The organism is Nocardia suismassiliense, from assembly GCF_900269665.1.
Lineage (GTDB): Bacteria > Actinomycetota > Actinomycetes > Mycobacteriales > Mycobacteriaceae > Nocardia > Nocardia suismassiliense.
Genome location: NZ_LT985361.1, coordinates 8,879,278 through 8,897,633, shown reverse-complemented (window position 1 = coordinate 8,897,633; position 18,356 = coordinate 8,879,278). Strand labels below are relative to the sequence as shown.

The following is an 18,356-nucleotide window of genomic DNA, read 5'->3' as shown; positions in this document are numbered from 1 at the left end:
TGGGATCCCGATTCGCAATATCGGCGCAATGGCTCGCTTCTAGGGTGACGGTCATGCGTGGCGAGAGCAGTACCGGGGGGACCGGAATTCAGATCAGCGGCTTGACCAAAACCTTCCGGGTAGGCAGGAAAACGGTGCCGGCGCTGGACTCCGTCGACCTGCACACCGCGCAGGGCACGTTCCTGTCGCTGCTCGGCCCGTCCGGCTGCGGCAAGTCGACCGTGCTGCGCATCTTGGCCGGGCTGGAAACGCCGACCGCGGGTACGACCCTCATCGACGGCCAGACCCCCGCCGAGCTGGTGCGCCGCCACGAGCTCGGCATTGCCTTCCAGGATTCGGCGCTGCTGCCGTGGCGCTCGGTGGAGTCGAACATCAAGTTGCCCTTGCAGGTGGCGGGCCGGACGGCGGACCCGGCGCTGATCGCGGACCTGATTCGGCTGGTCGGGCTGGAGGGTTTCGAGAAGGCCAAGCCCGCCCAGCTGTCGGGCGGCATGCGTCAGCGCGTCTCGATCGCCAGGGCGCTGGTGGTGCAGCCCACCGTGCTGCTGCTCGACGAACCGTTCGGCGCGCTCGACGATATGACCAGGCAGCGCCTCAACCTGGAGTTGCTGCGGATCTGGACGGAGCAGCCCGCGACCACGCTGATGGTCACCCACGGCATCGCCGAGGCGGTGTTCCTCTCCGACGTGGTCGCGGTGATGAGTCCGCGCCCGGGCCGGGTGCTGGAACTGGTGGAGATCGATCTGCCCCGCCCGCGCACCCCGGAGATGATGCGGACCCTCGAATTCCATCGGCTGCACGACTACCTGTCGGAACTGCTGTTCGGCAAGTCCGGCACCGGCGGTGCGCTGGGCACCGCCGCCGGGAAGTCGAGTACCGGCGCGGTGCCGGCATGAAGCGGATCGGCGCAGTGCTCGGCGTCGCGGGGCTGGTCGGGGTGTGGTGGCTGCTCGCCGCGCTCGGTGTCGCGGGTGGCACCGTGCCGAGCCCGTGGACGGTGTTGCACACCATGTACTCCGACGGATGGGGTTTGTACGGCCCGAATTTCCGGATCACCGCACTCGGCGCGCTCCAGGGCTTCCTGTGGGGCAACGGTCTCGCCATCGCGCTGGCAATGCTCATCATGGTGATCCCGCAGATCGAATCGCTGGCCACGCAGCTGGCGATTCTGAGTTACTGCACGCCGCTGCTCGCGCTCGGTCCGATCATCCTGGTGGTGTTCGGCGGCCGCACTCCGACGGTGTTCCTCGCCGCGATGTACTGCTTCTTCACCACCATGGTCGGCACGGTGACCGGACTGCGCTCGGCCGATCGGACCAGCCTGGACCTGGTGCGGGCCTACGGCGGCGGGCGCTGGCAACAGCTGTACCGGGTGCGGTTGATCTCGGCGTTGCCGAATACGTTCGCGGCGTTGAAGATCGCGGCACCGTCGGCGGTGCTCGGCGCGATCATCGGCGAGTACCTCGGCGGTGTCGACAGCGGGATCGGCGTCGCGCTCACCGCCGCGCAGACGGCTTACAACGTGCCACGCACCTGGGGTATGGCCCTGGCCGCAGCGGCGCTGGCCGGGCTCGGTTACGCGGTCATCGCACTGGCCGCCCGCGTCGTCGCGCCGTGGACCACCCAGGCGGCGCGATGAGCACCGCCGAACTGCGGCACGCACGAATTCCGTTGGCCTGCATCGAATTGCCGACGATCACTGCGGGACATGATGTGCGCGTCAGCGCGGAGGAGTGGCGATGAAAGTGGTCGGGCGAATCGGCAAGTTCTTGTTCCCGCTGTTCACCTCGCTGTTGTTGATGCTGGTGATCTGGTACGTCTTCCTGAAGGCGTTTCCACAGGTCGGTCCGCGAGTGGGCAAGTCGCCGGAGGACATCTGGCGCTACCTGGTGACCTCCCCCGGCGCGGGTGCCGCGCGGGCGGTGCTGCTCGACGATTTGCAGATCACGTTGCGGGACGCGGCAATCGGCTTCGGCTGCGGCATGCTCGCCGCGCTGGTGGTGGCCGCGCTGTTCGTATCGTTCGCCGCGGTGGAGCAGACCTTCCTGCCGGTGGCGATGCTGCTGCGCTCGGTGCCGCTGGTCGTGCTCGCCCCGATCATCGTGCTGGTGTTCGGCCGCGGGGTCGGCGGGGTCGCCGTGCTGGCCGCGATCGTGGTGTTCTTCCCGGCGCTGGTGATGATCATGGCCGGGTTGCGCAACGCGCCGCAGCAGGCGATGGATCTGATCACCGCCTACGGCGGGTCCCGATGGACGGGTTTGCGCATGGTCGCGGTGCCCGCCGCGCTGCCCTCGGTGTTCGCCGCGGCGCGAATCTCGGTGCCGGGCGCGCTGATCGGTGCGCTGCTCGGCGAATGGCTCGGCAGCGGAACGGGATTGGGCGCCAGTCTGATCCGGGCCATCCCGACGTTCCAATACAATCAGCTGTGGTCGTCGATCGTCATCGTCACCATCGTGTCGGTGCTGCTCTACGCGATCGTCGGGGTGCTGGAGAACTTGGTGCTGGCCCGGTTCGGCGCCGATGCCGGTAACTCCTAGCGGGAAATTCGAGCAAATCATCGCTCGGAACGTCGAAGTAAAGAAAATGAAACGCAATCCACCTAGATTCTGGCCATGACACCCGTACATCGTTTTTCGTCCGGGCCGACACTGAACCGACGGTCTCTTCTTCGTTACTCCGCGCTGGCAGGCGCCGCGCTCGGCGGTACCGGTCTGCTCGCCGCGTGTGGCGGCGACGCCACCGACTCGTCGGGTGGCTCCACCCCGGACGGCTCAAAGTACGGAAAAGTCGCGATCCAGCTGTCCTGGCTGAAGAACATCGAATTCGCCGGGGAGTATTTCGCCGACAGCAGGGGCTACTTCAAGGAGGCGGGTTTCGGCTCGGTCGACCTGATCGCGGGCGGCGCGGCGAGCACCTCGGTGGAGGCCGGGCTGGACACCGGCAAGATCTGGCTCGGCCTCTCCGCGCCGCAGACCACCGCCCGAGCGGTGCTGGAGGGTCTGCCCGCCAAGATCGTCGCCACCACCTATCAGAAGAACCCCTTCGCGATCGTCAGCTCGGCCGCGAAGCCGATCAAGACGCCCGAGGACATGAAGGGCCGCAAGATCGGGGTGCAGGACACCAATCAGCTGATCTTCCATGCCTTGCTCGCCGCCAACGGCATGAAGCCGGGCGATGTCACCATCGTGCCCGCGCAGTTCGATCCGTCCCCACTGGCCAACGGCGAGGTCGACGGCTGGGTCAGTTACGTGACCAACGAGCCGATCACGCTGACGGCCAAGGGATTCGCGAACACGCACTTCCTGTTCGCCGACTACAACTTGCCACTGGTGGCCGAGACACTCACCGTCAAACAGGCCACCATCGACAAGGAGCGGGAGAAGCTGAAGGCTTTCCTCGTCGCCGAGATCAAGGGGTGGAAGGACGCAGTGGCCGACCCGGCGGAGTCCGCGCGACTCGCGGTCGAGGTGTACGGCAAGGATCAGAAGCTCGACCTGGCCGAGCAGACGAAAGAGGCGGTGGCGCAGAACGATCTGGTCATCTCACCGGATACCGCCGCCAACGGCCTGCTGACCATGACCGACCGGCTGATCGAGCAGAACATCACCGCACTGCGGTCGGCCGAGCTGGCGATCACGGCCGATCAGCTGTTCGACCTGTCCGTGCTGCGCGAGGTGTATGCGGAGAACCCGGGCCTGAAGGCTTAACTGCTCAGTCCGACAACAGTTTTCAGCGGCTGCGGGTTGGTGCTGGACTGCGCGTGCCGTCCGGCCTGCTCGGTCCTGGCGGCGATCAGCTCGGCGGCGATCGCGACGGCCATCTCGGCGGCGGTGCGCGCGCCCACGTCCAGCCCGGCGGGGGAATGCAACCGGGACAGCGTCGCCTCGGAGAAGCCGCCCGCCCGGAGGTCTTCCATGCGCTGGGTGTGCACGGTGCGCGCACCCATGGCGCCGAGGTAGCCGAGCTCGGGTAGTCGGAGCGCGACGGTGAGCAGCGGGATCTCGAACTTCGGGTCGTGGGAGGTGACGACGATGCCGGTGCTGCTGTCGATTTCACCGGCCGAGGACAGCGTGTTCAGGTACCGGTGCGGCCAGTCGACGACCACCTCGGCGCCGGGGAACTTCTCCGGCTTGGCGAAGTTCTCCCGCGAGTCGCAGATGGTGACCCGGTAGCCGAGCAGCTTGGCCTGCACGGTCAGCGCGGCGGCAAAAGAGTTGGCGCCGAAGATGATCAGCCGCGGCGGCGGGGCGAACGACGCGACGAACACATCGGAATCCGGCAGCGCGAGCAGCTCGGTGCCGTGGCGTTTGTCGGTGATCAGGTGCTGGCCGATCAGGTCCGCATCGGAGTTCCACACAACGGTGAACACGGTGATCCGGCGGTGCGCCGCGATCTCCGCGGCGACGAGGGGAAACTCGGGAAAGTGCCTGCGCGAGAACGGTTCGACGAACACATCCATCATGCCGTCGCGGTCCGCGCTACCCTCCATGCCGGTAGCCACGCCGTAGCGGTGCATCGTGCGCTGACCGGTTCGCGCGGCATGCAGCACGGCCTCGTAGGCGATCTCCTCGAGCCCGCCGTCGGTGACCGCGCCGTAGACGCCACCGTCCGGATCGACGAGCATGGCCGAGCCGACCGGTAAGGGTGCCGAGCCCATCGTGCGCACTATGGTGGCCAGCCCGCCGGTCCGCCCGGAATGCCATACCCGCAATAGGTCGTCGACGATGTCCCGCATCTGCTCGCTCCGATCACCGTGCGGACGAGGCCGGGTAGTCACGATCGACGCCCGTCGCCAAATCGTCGCACGTGACGCACACCATATCGTTCTTGCGCGACAAATAGGTGCGCGCACCCGAATCTCCTACGGCCTCCTGACATATCGAGGTCCAGTGCTTGTGGGCGAGCACAACCGGGTGCCCCGGTGTGTTGTGGAACACAGCGCGGGCCAGGCCGCTCGGCGCGGTGAACGCGGCCGCGGTGACCCGGGCGACCACATCGGCGCCGACGTCCGGGGTGTCCACCGGCATGATCGCGGCGAAGCGGGCAGGGGTGCGCGCGGCGGCGATCAGCCCGGCCCGGACCGACGCACCGAGCCCGGTGGCCCAGTCCGCGGCCCAGACGGACTGGACGTCGGCGGGCAGGTCGAGCGGCGTCGGATCGGGACCGGTGGCACCGAGCACCACGATCACCGGATCGCACCCACCGTCGCGCAGCGCGGCCACCGCGCCGCGCAGCCAGGCGCCGCCTTCGGCCAGCGCTTTCGGCCGGCCGTAGCGCGTTCCGGCGCCCGCGGCGAGCAGGATGCCCGCACAGTTCGGCGGGGTGGCCGGGCGATCGGGTACAGCCATGGGTACGACGGTAGTCCGGAACCGCGGGCCGCGCGTGCCGGAAGAGTGCTGCTCGGGGCCCTGCCCGGCCATTTTCTTTGCGGCGACACGCCGGGCGTGATCTATCTCTTTCGGGTGGCGGCCGGGCGGGTCGTATTCGATGCTGGTCCGATGACGGACGACGGGGCGGATCTCGCCGGGTTCCACGCGCTGCCTGCGCACACGGCGACCGAGGCATTGCTCACGTGTTGCTCGTCGCCCGAGTGGGCCCGCGCGCTGGTCGCAGCGCGACCGTATCCGAGCGTCGGCGCGTTGCTCGACACCGCCGATGCGGTGCTGGCCGGGCTGCCCGAGTCCGAGATTGATCAGGCGCTCGCCGGGCACCCCAGGATCGGCGAGCGGCCCGACACGGCGGCCTCGGCGCGGGAGCAAGCGGGGGTGGCCACCGCGGCGGACGCGGTACGGTCGGCGCTCGCGGCCGGAAACCGGGCTTACGAGGCGCGGTTCGGCCACCTCTATCTGGTGTGCGCGAGCGGTAGATCAGGCAGCGAGCTGCTCGCGATCCTCGAGGACCGACTGGGCAACGATGCCGAGACCGAAAGGCGGGTCATGCGAACCGAACTGGCGAAGATCAACCGAATCCGACTGCGCGCACTGCTGGCGGCGACCCGATGAGCACGCTGAGCACCCACGTGCTCGACGCGGTACGCGGCACGCCCGCCCAGCACGTCACCGTAACGCTGTATCGCGGTGCGGAGCAGCTGGATTCGGGAACGACCGACGCGGACGGCCGGATCGGCGCGCTGGCCGAGTCCCTCGCGCCGGGCACCTATCGGCTGGTGTTCGACACCGGCGCCTACTTCGCCGGACAACACGTCGACACCTTCTATCCCGAAGTGTCGGTGACGTTCGCCGTCACCGAGGAGCGGCACTATCACGTCCCGTTGTTGCTGTCGCCGTTCGCCTTTTCCACCTATCGAGGGAGCTGACCGAGCATGGAGTTGACCGGGCCGATCGAGCTGACCGACCACCGATACGGCAAGGCCGAGAACCGGATCGTCCGGATCTGGCGGCAGACCGCGCGCCACGAGATCCGCGACGTGAACGTGTCCACCGTGCTGCGCGGGGACTTCGCCGACGCTTATGTCTCGGGTGATCAGCGCAAGGTGCTGCCCACCGATACCCAGAAGCAGACCGCCTTCGCCTACGCGAAACAGCCTGGGCTACAGGCGATCGAGGACTACGCGCTGGCCCTGGCCGGGCATTTCGTCGACGAGGTCGAGCCGGTGACCAGCGCGCGCGTCGAGGTCGACGAGTATGCCTGGCAGCGGGTGTCGGTCGACGGACGGGAACACGAGCACACGTGGGTCCGGCAGGGACCCGAGGTGCGCACCGCCGCGGTCACGGTGGCGGGTACCGGCGCCGAGCGGCAGGCCTGGGTGATCGGCGGGGTGAAAGACCTGACCATCCTGAAGTCGACCGGGTCGGAGTTCGCCGACTTCCTGAGCGACGAATTCACCGTGCTCGCCCCGACGCACGATCGAATGCTGGCCACCGCGCTGGCGGTGCAATGGCGCTTCGCGGGCACCACCGAGATCGCTTGGGACGAGGTGTACGCCGGCGTCCGGGCGCGGCTGGTCGAGACGTTCGCGACGCACCACTCGAAGGCGTTGCAGCAGACCCTGTTCGAGATGGGCAAGGCCGCGCTGACGGCCTACCCCGTGCTGGCCGAGATCCGGCTGGCCGCGCCGAACAAGCACCACTTCGACTACGACCTGGACCGCTTCGCACTCGAGAACAACGGCGAGGTGTACTACGCCGCCGATCGCCCGTACGGCCTGATCCACGCGACCGTGCAGCGGGCCGACGCACCCGAGGCGGGACCCGCATGGCTGCCGTGACGGTCATCGAGGGCAGTGCCGTCGCGACCGTCGACGCGCACGGCACCGAGTACCGCGACGGCTATGTCGTGCTGCGCGGCAACAGGATCGAGGCCGTCGGCGCGGGCGCGGCACCGGTGCTCGACGGCCAGGTGCGGCGCATCGACGGGCGAGGCTGCCTGCTGACCCCCGGCCTGGTGAACACCCATCACCACCTCTATCAGTGGATCACCCGGGGTCTGGCCGCGGACAACACGCTGTTCGAGTGGCTCACCACGCTCTACCCCATCTGGGCGGGCATCGACGAGGAAGCGGTGCGGATCGCGGCGACCGGTGGGCTCGCCGCGCTGGCCCGCACCGGCTGCACCACCACGACCGACCATCACTACGTGTTCCCGCGCGAAGGCGGCGACCTGCTCGGCGCCGAGATCGCCGCGGCCGCCGAGGTGGGCCTGCGTTTCCATCCGTGCCGAGGCTCGATGGATCTCGGTGCGAGCGCGGGTGGCCTGCCGCCCGATCATGTGGTGCAGTCGTTGCACGACATCCTGGCCGACAGCGCGGCGGCCATTGCCCGCCACCATGATCCGTCGTTCGACTCGATGCTGCGCATCGCCCTCGCCCCGTGCTCGCCCTTCTCGGTGACGCCGGAGCTGCTGCGGGAGTCGGCCGCGCTGGCCCGCGAGTCGGGAGTTCGGCTGCACACCCACGTCGCCGAGACGATCGACGAACAAGACTATTGCGCAGCGACATTCGGCTGCACGCCGGCCCAGTACATGGAGCAGCTCGGCTGGGTCGGCGCCGATGTCTGGTGGGCCCACGCCATCCATTTGGACGACTCAGCGATCGAGACCATGGCGAAAACCGGTACCGGAGTGGCGCATTGCCCCACGTCGAACGCGCGCATCGGCGCGGGTATCGCGCGCACCGCCGATCTGGTGCGCGCGGGCGTGCCGGTGGGGCTCGGCGTCGACGGCGCGGCGAGCAACGAGTCGAGCTCGATGATCGAAGAGCCGCGCAATGCTTTGTTTTTCGCGCGCAACACCGGCGGCCCGCGCGCGATGACGGTACGAACGTCGTTGGCGCTGGCCACGATCGGCGGCGCGCGTGTGCTCGGCCGCGACGCCGAGATCGGCTCGATCGAACCGGGCAAGCTCGCCGACCTGGCGCTGTGGCGGCTGGACACCCCGGCGCACGCGGGCATCGACGATCCGGTGACCGCGCTGGTGCTCGGTTCGGCGCCGCCCCTCGCGGCGCTGATCGTCAACGGCCGCGAGGTGGTACGCGATGGTCTGCTGCGCACCGTCGACGAGGACGTCGTCGGAGCGCAGGTGTCCATGGCACAAGCGGCATTGGTCGCCAAGGCGCGGTAGCTCGGTCCAGGTTTACCCGGCTACCGGTGAAAGGCGCACGCGGCGACTCTGATCGGGCTCAGGCTGCCCAAGACGACAGGCCATGGGCCAGTGCGGCAGCGGATCTCAGCCGATCATCGGTCGGGTCGACCGGCGGCTCCGGTTCGCTCGATCCGGCAGGTGCCCGCAACGCCAGCAGGCTCATGACGTCGTGCAGCGTGCAGTCGAGCTCCGTCGCGTGCAGCTGCGCGACCTCGTGATCGAGCCCGGCCGGGTGCGGCTGCTCGAGCACGATCATCTCGGCGAGCACCATGCCCGCCATCGCCTGATTTCTGCTGAGCCGCCGGTTGGTCGGCAGGTAGGACAGCACCCACCTGCCCCGGTCCTGTTCGGGAATATCTATCCGGAACGCGGCCTCGTGCACCACGTCACTGGTGATCAGCCAGCCTGTCGCCGTAATCGCCATCGTGCGACCTCTTTTCATCCGCCCCGCGTTGTCACGTTGTCCCGGTGACACCTTCCAGGATGGCAGTTCGGGCGGGTGCGGGGCGATCCCAGCGGGTGCGGCGTTTTATCGGCTTGACGCAATTACTTGACCTGGGAAAACGCTACTGCTACCAAGGAATTAATCACAATCAGCGTCTCGATTCTCCTGGCGCAGGCCGCGCCCTTGCCGGAGGCATCGCGCGCGGGAGGGTGGCGGGATGGATCGATCCGGCCGAACCGACCACCGGCGTCCCGGCGGCACCCTCACCGCCGAGCAACGGCGGCGCCTGCGTGATCGACTGGCGGACTTGGGTTTGACCGAGCTGCAGCTGCTCGAACCGCTGGCGGGGGAACTGCGCCAGCGCGGATACCGGCCACGCGCGGCCTGGCGCTACGCCAACGGACTGACCCAGGCCGCGGTCGCCGAGCGGTACAACGAGCTGACCGACAGCGCGCGGGCGGCGATGAAGGCCAGCCGGATCTCGGAGTACGAGGCCTGGCCCTTCGCCAGGGATGGCACCGAACCCGAGGACGAGGACCACCGGCCCAGCGGTGCCAGGCCCACCATTCGCGTGCTGAAAAACCTTGCCACCATTTACGGTACGACCTGGGACCAGCTGATCGACCTCGCCGATCTGTCCTACATGCCGCACGCGGAACGGCTGGAGTATCACGAGGTGGTGGCCAGGCGATCCGTCGGCCGCCAGCCGGTGCGCGCGGGTCGCGACCTGCCCGCCGAGGTGCCGCACTTCACCGGTAGGGAAGGTCCGAAAACGCAGCTGCGCGAACGGGTTGCCGCGCACCTGCGCAGCGGGACGGTCGCCGTGCACGTCATCGTCGGGCTCACCGGCATCGGCAAGACGGCGCTGGCCAGGTACGCGGTCGCGATCTTCGGTAAGCACTACCCGGACGGCACCATCTGGGTCGACCTGCACGGGTACACCCTCGGCCGGGAGCCGCGCGAACCGGTCGACGTGCTCGAGCAACTGTTGCTGCAGATCGGCGTGCCGCGCGAGACCATCGACGCGGACCTGGCCGGACGGGCGCACCGCTGGCGCGGTGCGACCCGGCAGCGGCGGATGCTGATCGTATTCGACAACGCGCTCGACAGCGCCCAGGTGAAACAGCTGCTGCCGCAGGCGCCGGGCTGTTTCGTGCTGATCACCAGCCGGAGCAAGCTCACCGGGCTGGCCGAGGCGGCACCGCTGCGGCTGGACGTGATGGAGTGGGACGAGGCGGAGGAGTTGCTGGTCAAACTGGGTAATCTGCGGTCGGGCTACGATCGGGGCGCGGTGCGCCAGATTCTGCAGACCGCGGGCCGGCTGCCCCTGGCCATCCGGCTGATCGGCGGCCAGATCGCGCACCACGGCGAGGCCATGCTGGCCGACAGCGCGGCCGACATCGCGCAACTGACCGAGCGGATCAAGCGCGCCCCCGCGGATCGCACGAATGGTTCGGCGACCGAACATCTGCTGGATCGGTTCGCGGCCGAGGACGAATCGCTGCGGGCCGCGTTCGAGCTGTCGTATCAGCGGCTGGGTGATGCCGGGCTGCAGCGCGCTGTCCGGCTGCTCGGCTGGTTCCCCGGGCCGGAGATCACCGCCGAGGCGATGGCGACCATGGCCGCGGTGCCGCTGCGTGACGGGAAGACGTTGGTGCGCAGGCTTTTCGAGGCAGGCTTCCTGGATCCGTCGCCCGGCGGTCCCGGCGGCCCGCGCTACCGGATGCACGACCTGACCCGGCTGTGCGCGCGCCTGCACGCCGAACGGGAGGACGCACCGGTGGAGTACGCGAAGGTGGTCGACCGCCTGGTCGGGGCCGGTCTCGCGGTGGCCCGCCGGGCCAGTACACATCAGCTCTTCGATCCGTCCGGCAGCGAACATCTTTCGAACCCGTCCGCCGACACGGCGCGGGCCAGAGCCTGGCTCACCAGAGAACGCGAGATGCTGGTCAGCTGCCTGCGCGGCGCCGAAGCCTCCTCGGCGGCAGCGGAATTGGCCACCCGCCTGGCCTCGCACCTGTCCGGCACCGGTCACTGGTCGCTGGCATTGCGCCTCTACGCACGGGCCTTGGATATCGCCGTCGAGATCGCCGATCGGCGCGCGCAAGCCTGGGCGCTGGTGGGCAAGGGCCGTATCGACCGGCTGATCGGGCAGCACCAGCAGGCGTGCGCCGGGTTCCGGCTGGCCAGCGAGATCGCGGTGGACCTGACCGATCGGCAGTGCCACGCGGCCGTGCTGTGCGAGCTCGGGCAGACGGCGCGGGTCACCGGCGACCACAAGGCGGCGCGACGCTATTTCAGCGAAGCGCTTGCCATTGCCCGGGATATCGACGATCGGCCCACCGAATGCGACGCCCTGGACGGACTCGCGCATGTCGAGCGGGCCTCGTCGGAGTACCGCGCCGCGTGGAACTGCTCGGCGCAGGCGCTGGCCATCGCGGAGGCGATCGACGATCCGGTGCGCATCGCCACCGCGCAGTGGGGGTTCGCGGAGGTGATCCGGCGCCTCGGCGACCCCGAGGGCGCCGAACGCCGCTACGCCGAGGCGCTGGACATCGCCAGGAGCCTGAATCATCAGAAGCTGGAGGGCGATGCGCTGCGCGGGCTCGGCCACATCGAACGGCTGGTCGGTGACCACGAGACGGCGCGGCGTTATTTCGACGACGCGCTGGAGATCGCGCGCCGCATCCACGACCGCTACGGCGAGGGCTGGACCCTGTGGGGCCTCGGCAATCTCGCGCGTAAGTCGGGATCGCCCGCCCAAGCCCGCGACATGTTCCAGGGTGCCTACGAGATCGCCGTCGAGATCAATGACCCGCTCGGGCAGGTCGACGCGCTGCGCGGGCTCGGGCATATCGAGCGGCACTTCGGCCGATTCGACTCCGCCCGAAGGTATTACACCGAATCGATGGGTGTCGCGTACCGGATCTGCGATCCGCTGGGGCGCGCCGACGCACTGCGCAGCCTGGCCGGGGTCGCGTCGGCGACCGGCGCCCGGGGCGAGGCCGAAGCGCTGCTCGCGCAGGCGGTCGCACTGTACGACAGCATCGGGGTGCAGCTCGCGGCGCAGATGCGCACGGAGTTGCGCACCCGAGGCAGGTGAGCGCGGTTTATCCGCAGCGCCGTTCGGTCAACAGCGCGAGAGTGTCTGCGCAGGCCCGCATTTCGCTGATCAGCACGTGGTGTTCGGTGTCGGGCGTGGCACCGCGCGGCCCGAACAGGCAGCATTCGATGCCCGCCCGGCTCAGGTGCGTGGTGTCGTTGCCGCAGTAGGAGTAGGGCAGCGCCAGTCCGGTCTCCTCGACCTGGAAATCGGAGACCCGCGGCAGCAGTTCGGCGATGTCGCGCACCACCGCGCAGTCGGCGGGCATGTCCATCGGCGGCATATCGGTGCCGCCGACCCGGTACTGCGGATCGACCGGGTGCTCCACTGCGATCTGGGCCTCGGGGAAGGCATCGCGCACGCGGTCCAGCACGATATCGATGGCCTTGCTGACGTTGTGCGGTTCGTGCGGCGGCGGATAGCGCAGATCGACGAGGGCGGTGGCCTTGTCCGAGCAGTAGCTCACCCCGGACAGATCGTGTGCCTCGCCGCGGCCCGCGATCAGGCTGGCCACCTGAAGCCTTGGCAGCGGCGGGAATTCGCTGTTACGCAGGCCGAGGTCCGCGGTGTCGAGCAGATCGAGCACGCGGCGCAACACCGCGACCGCGTCCACGCCTTCGTGGTGCCTGCTGGTGTGTGCGGTGGTGCCGCGCACCACGATGGCGAACTTGTGCACTCCGGCGGTGCGGGTGATCACCCGGCGCACTGAGTACGGCTCGGGAACCACGGCGGCATCGGCGGTGAGCCCGCTGCGCAGGGCGTGCTTGGTGCCGACCCCGCCTTGCAGCTCGCCGACGACGAACTCCAGCAGCAGGGGACGCCGCAGCGCCATTCCGCTGCGGCGCACCGCTATCGCCGCGCCGAGGATCGCCGCGAGACCGCTCTTCATGTTGTGCAGGCCCGCACCGTAGAGCCGGTCGCCCTCGCGCCGGGCGGTGAACGGCTTGCCCGGCTGGTCGCGGCCGAGCGGGTCCATGTCGAGGTGGCCGTTGAGCAGCAGCGCGGGGGTGCCGTGCTCCGGACCGAGCCGCGCGATCGTCTGCAGGCGGCCGGGCTGTACCTCTTGGTGGTAGGCGTGGATGTCGTTGCGGGCGAGGGTATTCCGGACATGGAACGCCAGCGGCGTCTCCTGTCCGGTGAAGGAGGGGACCGCGGTGAGCCCGGCAGCCAGCTGCACGAGCTCGTCGTCGGGCAGCAGCCGGGGCAGCTGGTCGACGAAGGTCGTTGTCGAACTATTCACGCTTTCTGAATCCGATCAGCAGGACATCGCGTAACCCGGCGCCCGCGTCGGGATCGGTCACCGTGATTGTCGTCGTGTAGTGCAGTACCCGTTCGTCGTCGAAGACGTAGGAGTCGAGTGGGTTTTCCAGGACGAAGCCGCACAGCTCCCGGTCCGGGTCGTAGCGATCGTAGAGGGCGGAGACGCCGCCGGTGACATTGGTCCGCTGGATCAGGTGTGCGGAGCCCGCGATCAGGCCGTCGCGGTGCTTACCCTCCGGCGCGGGATGGCCGGGCGCGATCAGGCGCATGTAGTGGGCGTCGACTAGGCAGTGCGGCGTGGTGTGCGCCGACAGCACGCCGTTGGCCGCGAGCAACCGGGCGACGGCGGCGGCGATCTGCTTGGTCGGCTCGGTCGCCGGGTGCTCGGGCGGGATCAGCTCGAAGGTGCGCTCGATATCGCCGGCCACCGGGTTGATCTGCTTGGACTGCACATACGGCGGCGGCTGGTCGATCGCGGTGAGGGCGCCGGGCCCGTCCTCGGCCAACCGAGCTGTGGCCAGGTCGAAGCACTGGTATGCCCGGCGGCGGTACTGTTCGCCGCCCGGTAGCCAGTGGTCGAGTTCGGTGTCGTCCCGAAACGTGCGACGCAGGACATGGAGGTCGCGCTCGGTCAGGGGGAAATCGTCCGCTGTCATCAGCCAGGAGGACGGTGCGTCCGCGGCGCGGGGCACTGGCAACTCGGGGTCGGCGGTCGCCGCCCGCTGGTTGGCGGTGATCGGTGGCCCTTCCGCGTCGGGGCATGGCTGCCGACAGCAGGCGCCGCCGGTGGCCCACATCAGTAAGGGACGGTCCGGCGATGCGTGGGAAATGTCACACAGAGCGGGCCGCGATGGAGATTAATCCGGCGGCTGCCCGGTTGTCGAGTGTGGAACGTGTTCGATCGCGCGTGTCGACAGCGCGCCGTGGACCGGGGGTGCGGCGTGTCGCGCGGGGGTGGTGCCGGCACGCGATTCTCGCGGCCTGTGCGGGTAGCCGGGATAAATAGACCGGCAGGTATTGAATTGGCATTGGGCCAGTTCAGGGCAGGTGCGGGATACTGGAACGGTGCCGCCTCTGAATGGCTCGGGGCGGACGGAACGGACGTCGAGTGCCGCGGGGGTGTGCGGGCGATCCCGGGAAGCGGAGTGGGCGGTCAGGTAACGGCCGCGCAATCTGGGGCGGGAGTTGTGCAACATTGCGGCAACTCCCCGCTCCTACTGTGGCCGTAGCGGCAATGAAGTGAGGTGAGACGTGGACCTGGACACGATCCGGGAGGTGTCGGTGGCGCGGAAACGCGCTGACCTCGGTGCCGTCGGTGGTTCGTGCGCGGTGCTCGCCGGCGGGACCTACTTGTTCTCCGAGCCGCACAACCAGCTCGACCGGCTGATCGACATCACCGCGCTCGGCTGGCCCGCGTACACCGTGGTGCCGGACGGGCTGGAGATCGCGGCGACCTGCACGCTGGCCGAGTTCGCCGGCGCGGTGCCAGGTCGCGAGCTCGGTGCGCCGTTGCTGCGCGAAGACTGGCCGGGGACAAGGCTGTTCGCGCAGGGTTGCCGGGCTTTGCTTGCGTCACACAAGATCTGGCGCACTGCCACGGTAGGTGGCAACGTGTGTCTGTCGTTGCCCGCCGGTGGTGTGCTCGCGGCGTTGACCGCACTGGACGGTGTCGCGCTGGTGTGGGATCGGGACGGTGCGGACCGCCGGATTCCGTTGCGGGAGTTCGTACTCGGTCCGGAGCAGAATGTGCTGCGGGCCGGCGAGGTGTTGCGTTCGATCACCGTGCCGACGGCGAGTCTGCTGGCGCACACCAGTTTCCGGAAGGTGGCGCTCGCGCCGCTCGGCCGGTCCGGGTCCGTGGTGATGGGGCGCCGTGAGCCCAGTGGTCGATGCGTCGTCACCATCACCGCCGCTACCGATCGGCCGGTCGTGCTGGATTTCGCCGCGCCGCCGAGTCAGGCCGAGATCGATGCCATGGTCGCCGGGATAGCTCCGTCGCTGTGGTTCGACGACCCGCATGGCGCGCCCGACTGGCGTCGCCATGTCACCGGCGTACTCGCTCGCGAGGTCGCCGACGAGCTACGTGATGGGGGGCGGTCATGAGATTCGAAGTCGACGGCCGGCCCGTCGAGGCCGAACCACGCCCGGGTCAGTGCCTGCGCACTCTGCTGCGCGAGCAAGGCACTTCGTCCGTGAAAAAGGGTTGTGACACCGGCGATTGCGGTGCCTGCTCGGTGCAGCTCGACGGAACGACCGTGCACTCCTGCCTGATTCCGGCTCATCGGGTCGCCGGTCGTGCGGTCACGACGGCCGCTGGGCTCGGCACCGCCGAAGACCCACATCCCGTGCAGCGCAGCTTCGTCGAGAACGCTGCCTTCCAATGCGGGTTCTGTACCGCGGGAATGGTGGTCACCGCGGCCGGGCTCGGCTGCGGTACCGAAGACGGCCCAGCCGACGCCGAGTTGCCCGAGCTGATGAAGGGAAACCTGTGCCGTTGCACGGGTTATCGGTCCATCGCCGAGGCGCTGACCGGCCGAGCACCTGCCGAAGCGGATGGCGCCGGAGTATGCGCGGGACACGAGCACGCGGTCGCCGGACGCGCCGGTAGCGGAGTCGGCGCGCCCGCCGGGGCGCGGATCGTGCGTGGCGCAGAGCCGTTCACCTTCGACATCGATCTCGACGCCATGCCGTCGGTGGCGAACGACGGCACCGAGGAAGCGAATTCTCCTGGTGCACCTGAGGTCTCGCCGCCCACCGCGCCACTGCACATTGCGGTCCTGCCCAGTCCGCACGCGCACGCCCGCATCGTGTCCATCGACACGGCAGCGGCCGAGGCCCTGCCGGGCGTGCACGCCGTGCTCACCTACGCGGACGCGCCGGACGTGGCGTTCTCCACCGCCCGGCACGAGTTGCGGGCCGACGACCCCGACGACACCTTTGTGCTCGATCGCACGATGCGCTTCGCCGGGCAACGGGTCGCGGCGGTGGTCGCGGAGAGTTCGGCGGCTGCCCGCGCCGGTTGCCGGGCCTTGCAGGTCGAGTACGAGGTGCTGCCCGCGGTGTTCGATCCGGCCGAGGCCTTGGCGCCGGATGCCCCGAAACTCCATGCGGAGAAACCGGATTCGGCGCGGATCGCGGATCCGGCGCGCAATCTGATCGCCGAGATCCACGGCGAGGTCGGCGAGGTGTCGGCGGGGTTCGCGGCGGCGGCGAAAGTCGTGCGCGGCGTGTGGCATTCGCCGCGCGGACAACACGTGCATCTTGAAACACACGGCGGGATCGGCTGGTTGGACGGCGAGGGCAGGCTGGTCATCCGGTGCAGTACCCAGGTGCCGTTCCTGGTGCGCAACGAACTCTGTCAGGTGTTCGGGCTGCGGCGCGATCAGGTGCGGGTGTTCGCCACCAGGGTCGGTGGTGGGTTCGGCGCCAAGCAGGAGATGCTGGCCGAGGACCTGATCGCCCTGGCGGTACTGCGGACCGGGCGGCCCGTGCAGTACGAATTCACCAGGGCAGACGAGTTCACCTCGGCCACTTGCCGTCATCCGATGCGGGTCGAGGTGACTGCGGGCGCTGGCGCCGACGGGGTGCTGACCGCACTGGCGGTCGACGTGCTCGCCGACGCGGGCGCGTACGGCAACCACAGTGCCGGGGTGATGTTCCACGGCGTCGGCGAGTCGATCGAGGTGTACCGCTGCGCCAACAAGCGGGTGGACGCGCAGGCGGTGTACACCAACAACATTCCCTCCGGCGCCTTCCGCGGCTACGGACTCGGGCAGGTGATCTTCGGGATCGAGTCCGCGCTGGACGAGCTGGCGCGCGAACTCGGCATCGATCCGTTCGAGTTCCGGCGGCGCAATGTGGTGGTGCCCGGTGACGAGTTCGTCGGCGCCGAGGTGGACGACAGCGACCTGAGCTTCGGCAGTTACGGCCTGGACCAGTGCCTCGACCTGGCCGAACGAGCACTGTTGCGGGGCAACGGAACAGCGGCGCCCGGCCCGCAATGGCGGACCGGCACCGGCATGGCGGTGGCGATGATCGCGACCATCCCGCCACGCGGGCATTCGGCGGACGCGACGATCACCCTGCTGCCCGACGGCCGGTACGAACTCCGGGTCGGCACCGCGGAATTCGGCAACGGCACCACCACCGTGCACGCGCAGCTCGCGGCCACGGCGCTGGAGACCGACGCGGCGCGCATCGTGGTCCGGCAATCCGACACCGATCTGATCGGGCACGACACCGGCGCGTTCGGCTCCACCGGAATCGTGGTGGCGGGCAAGGCAAGCTACGCGGCGGCGCTCGAATTGCGCAGACTGCTGCTGGCCCGAGCGGCGAAGCTGGCCGGGCTGCCCGAGCACGACTGCGTGCTGGTCGCCCACGGAGTCCGGTGCGGCGACCAGGTTTTTGGCGTAACCGAGTTGCTGGCCGACGGCGAACTGACCGCGCACGGCGAGCACGCGGGCACGCCGCGCTCGGTGAGCTTCAACGTGCACGCCTTCCGGGTGGCCGTGCATCCGGACACCGGCGCGGTGCGCATCCTCCAGTCGATCCAGGCCGCCGACGCCGGGACCGTGCTCAACCCGGTGCAGTGCCGCGGGCAGGTGGAGGGCGGCGTCGCGCAGGCCATCGGCACGGCGCTGTACGAGGACATGCGCAGCGAGCGCGGCGTGATCACCACGCACTCCCTGCGGCACTATCACATTCCGCAGTTCGCCGACGTGCCGCGCACCGAGGTGTACTTCGCCGACACCGCCGACGAGTTCGGCCCGCTGGGCGCCAAGTCGATGAGCGAGTCCCCGTACAACCCGGTCGCCCCGGCGCTGGCGAACGCGATACGCGATGCTGTCGGGGTGCGGCCTGATCGGTTGCCGATGACGGCTGATCGGATCTGGCGCGCCATGCAGGAAGGAGACCGAAGGTGACACGGTTGCCGGAGAATGTCCGGGCCAG

General features: G+C 69.1%; 16 protein-coding genes. 11 read left to right on the top strand and 5 right to left on the bottom strand.

Translation table 11 applies throughout. The annotated features are described in order from the left end of the window. Positions 1-53 precede the first annotated feature (53 nt). The 4 genes from DBO33_RS39955 to DBO33_RS39940 all read left to right on the top strand — a co-directional run bounded on the left by DBO33_RS39955 (position 54) and on the right by DBO33_RS39940 (position 3,707). Positions 54-896, top strand: coding sequence for an ABC transporter ATP-binding protein (locus DBO33_RS39955; RefSeq protein WP_107659647.1), 843 nt, complete (start codon positions 54-56; stop codon positions 894-896). Next, positions 893-1,639, top strand: a complete 747-nt coding sequence (locus DBO33_RS39950; RefSeq protein ID WP_107659646.1) for an ABC transporter permease — start codon at positions 893-895, stop codon at positions 1,637-1,639. Before DBO33_RS39955 ends, DBO33_RS39950 begins: the two co-directional genes overlap by 4 nt. A gap of 100 nt (positions 1,640-1,739) precedes the next feature. Next, on the top strand, positions 1,740-2,537 hold the full coding sequence (locus DBO33_RS39945; protein WP_107659645.1) for an ABC transporter permease: 798 nt from the start codon (positions 1,740-1,742) through the stop codon (positions 2,535-2,537). A gap of 75 nt (positions 2,538-2,612) precedes the next feature. Then, complete coding sequence (locus DBO33_RS39940) at positions 2,613-3,707, top strand: ABC transporter substrate-binding protein (RefSeq protein ID WP_107659644.1); 1,095 nt, start codon at positions 2,613-2,615, stop codon at positions 3,705-3,707. Here the strand turns inward: DBO33_RS39940 and DBO33_RS39935 are convergent. Then, positions 3,704-4,735, bottom strand: coding sequence for an XdhC family protein (locus DBO33_RS39935; protein WP_107659643.1), 1,032 nt, complete (start codon positions 4,733-4,735; stop codon positions 3,704-3,706). The genes DBO33_RS39940 and DBO33_RS39935 overlap by 4 nt on opposite strands. A 13-nt stretch (positions 4,736-4,748) precedes the next feature. Beyond that, entirely contained in the window at positions 4,749-5,348 is a 600-nt protein-coding gene (locus DBO33_RS39930; RefSeq protein ID WP_107659642.1) for a nucleotidyltransferase family protein, read from the bottom strand. 150 nt (positions 5,349-5,498) lie between these two features. On the opposite strand from DBO33_RS39930, the gene uraD reads away from it, so the two are divergent. The 4 genes from uraD to DBO33_RS39910 are packed head-to-tail and all read left to right on the top strand — an operon-like array spanning position 5,499 to position 8,577. Then, entirely contained in the window at positions 5,499-6,002 is a 504-nt protein-coding gene (gene uraD / locus DBO33_RS39925; protein ID WP_107661001.1) for a 2-oxo-4-hydroxy-4-carboxy-5-ureidoimidazoline decarboxylase, read from the top strand. Next, entirely contained in the window at positions 5,999-6,316 is a 318-nt protein-coding gene (gene uraH / locus DBO33_RS39920) for a hydroxyisourate hydrolase (RefSeq protein ID WP_107659641.1), read from the top strand. The genes uraD and uraH overlap by 4 nt, the downstream gene beginning before the upstream one ends. A gap of 6 nt (positions 6,317-6,322) precedes the next feature. Next, the gene (pucL, locus tag DBO33_RS39915) at positions 6,323-7,228 is read left to right on the top strand and encodes a factor-independent urate hydroxylase (RefSeq protein WP_107659640.1); all 906 of its coding nucleotides are present in this window, start codon (positions 6,323-6,325) and stop codon (positions 7,226-7,228) included. After that, a complete protein-coding gene (locus tag DBO33_RS39910; RefSeq protein WP_107659639.1) occupies positions 7,216-8,577 on the top strand; it encodes an 8-oxoguanine deaminase in 1,362 nt (453 codons plus the stop codon). The genes pucL and DBO33_RS39910 overlap by 13 nt, the downstream gene beginning before the upstream one ends. Positions 8,578-8,635: 58 nt before the next feature. Here DBO33_RS39910 and DBO33_RS39905 read toward each other — a convergent pair whose 3' ends face one another. Further along, the gene (locus DBO33_RS39905; RefSeq protein WP_107659638.1) at positions 8,636-9,022 is read right to left on the bottom strand and encodes a hypothetical protein; all 387 of its coding nucleotides are present in this window, start codon (positions 9,020-9,022) and stop codon (positions 8,636-8,638) included. A gap of 238 nt (positions 9,023-9,260) precedes the next feature. On the opposite strand from DBO33_RS39905, the gene DBO33_RS39900 reads away from it, so the two are divergent. Then, entirely contained in the window at positions 9,261-12,146 is a 2,886-nt protein-coding gene (locus DBO33_RS39900; RefSeq protein WP_107659637.1) for a tetratricopeptide repeat protein, read from the top strand. A gap of 7 nt (positions 12,147-12,153) precedes the next feature. On the opposite strand, the gene DBO33_RS39895 is transcribed toward DBO33_RS39900, so the two are convergent. Both DBO33_RS39895 and DBO33_RS39890 read right to left on the bottom strand, forming a co-directional pair. Continuing rightward, entirely contained in the window at positions 12,154-13,386 is a 1,233-nt protein-coding gene (locus tag DBO33_RS39895) for a M20 family metallopeptidase (protein WP_107659636.1), read from the bottom strand. Then, positions 13,379-14,062: a 2OG-Fe dioxygenase family protein gene (locus DBO33_RS39890; protein WP_159080742.1), complete on the bottom strand. Its 684-nt coding sequence runs from the start codon at positions 14,060-14,062 to the stop codon at positions 13,379-13,381. Before DBO33_RS39890 ends, DBO33_RS39895 begins: the two co-directional genes overlap by 8 nt. A 595-nt stretch (positions 14,063-14,657) precedes the next feature. On the opposite strand from DBO33_RS39890, the gene DBO33_RS39885 reads away from it, so the two are divergent. Further along, entirely contained in the window at positions 14,658-15,509 is an 852-nt protein-coding gene (locus DBO33_RS39885) for an FAD binding domain-containing protein (protein ID WP_107659634.1), read from the top strand. After that, entirely contained in the window at positions 15,506-18,328 is a 2,823-nt protein-coding gene (locus DBO33_RS39880) for a molybdopterin-dependent oxidoreductase (protein ID WP_107659633.1), read from the top strand. Before DBO33_RS39885 ends, DBO33_RS39880 begins: the two co-directional genes overlap by 4 nt. The last annotated feature ends 28 nt before the right edge of the window (positions 18,329-18,356 follow it).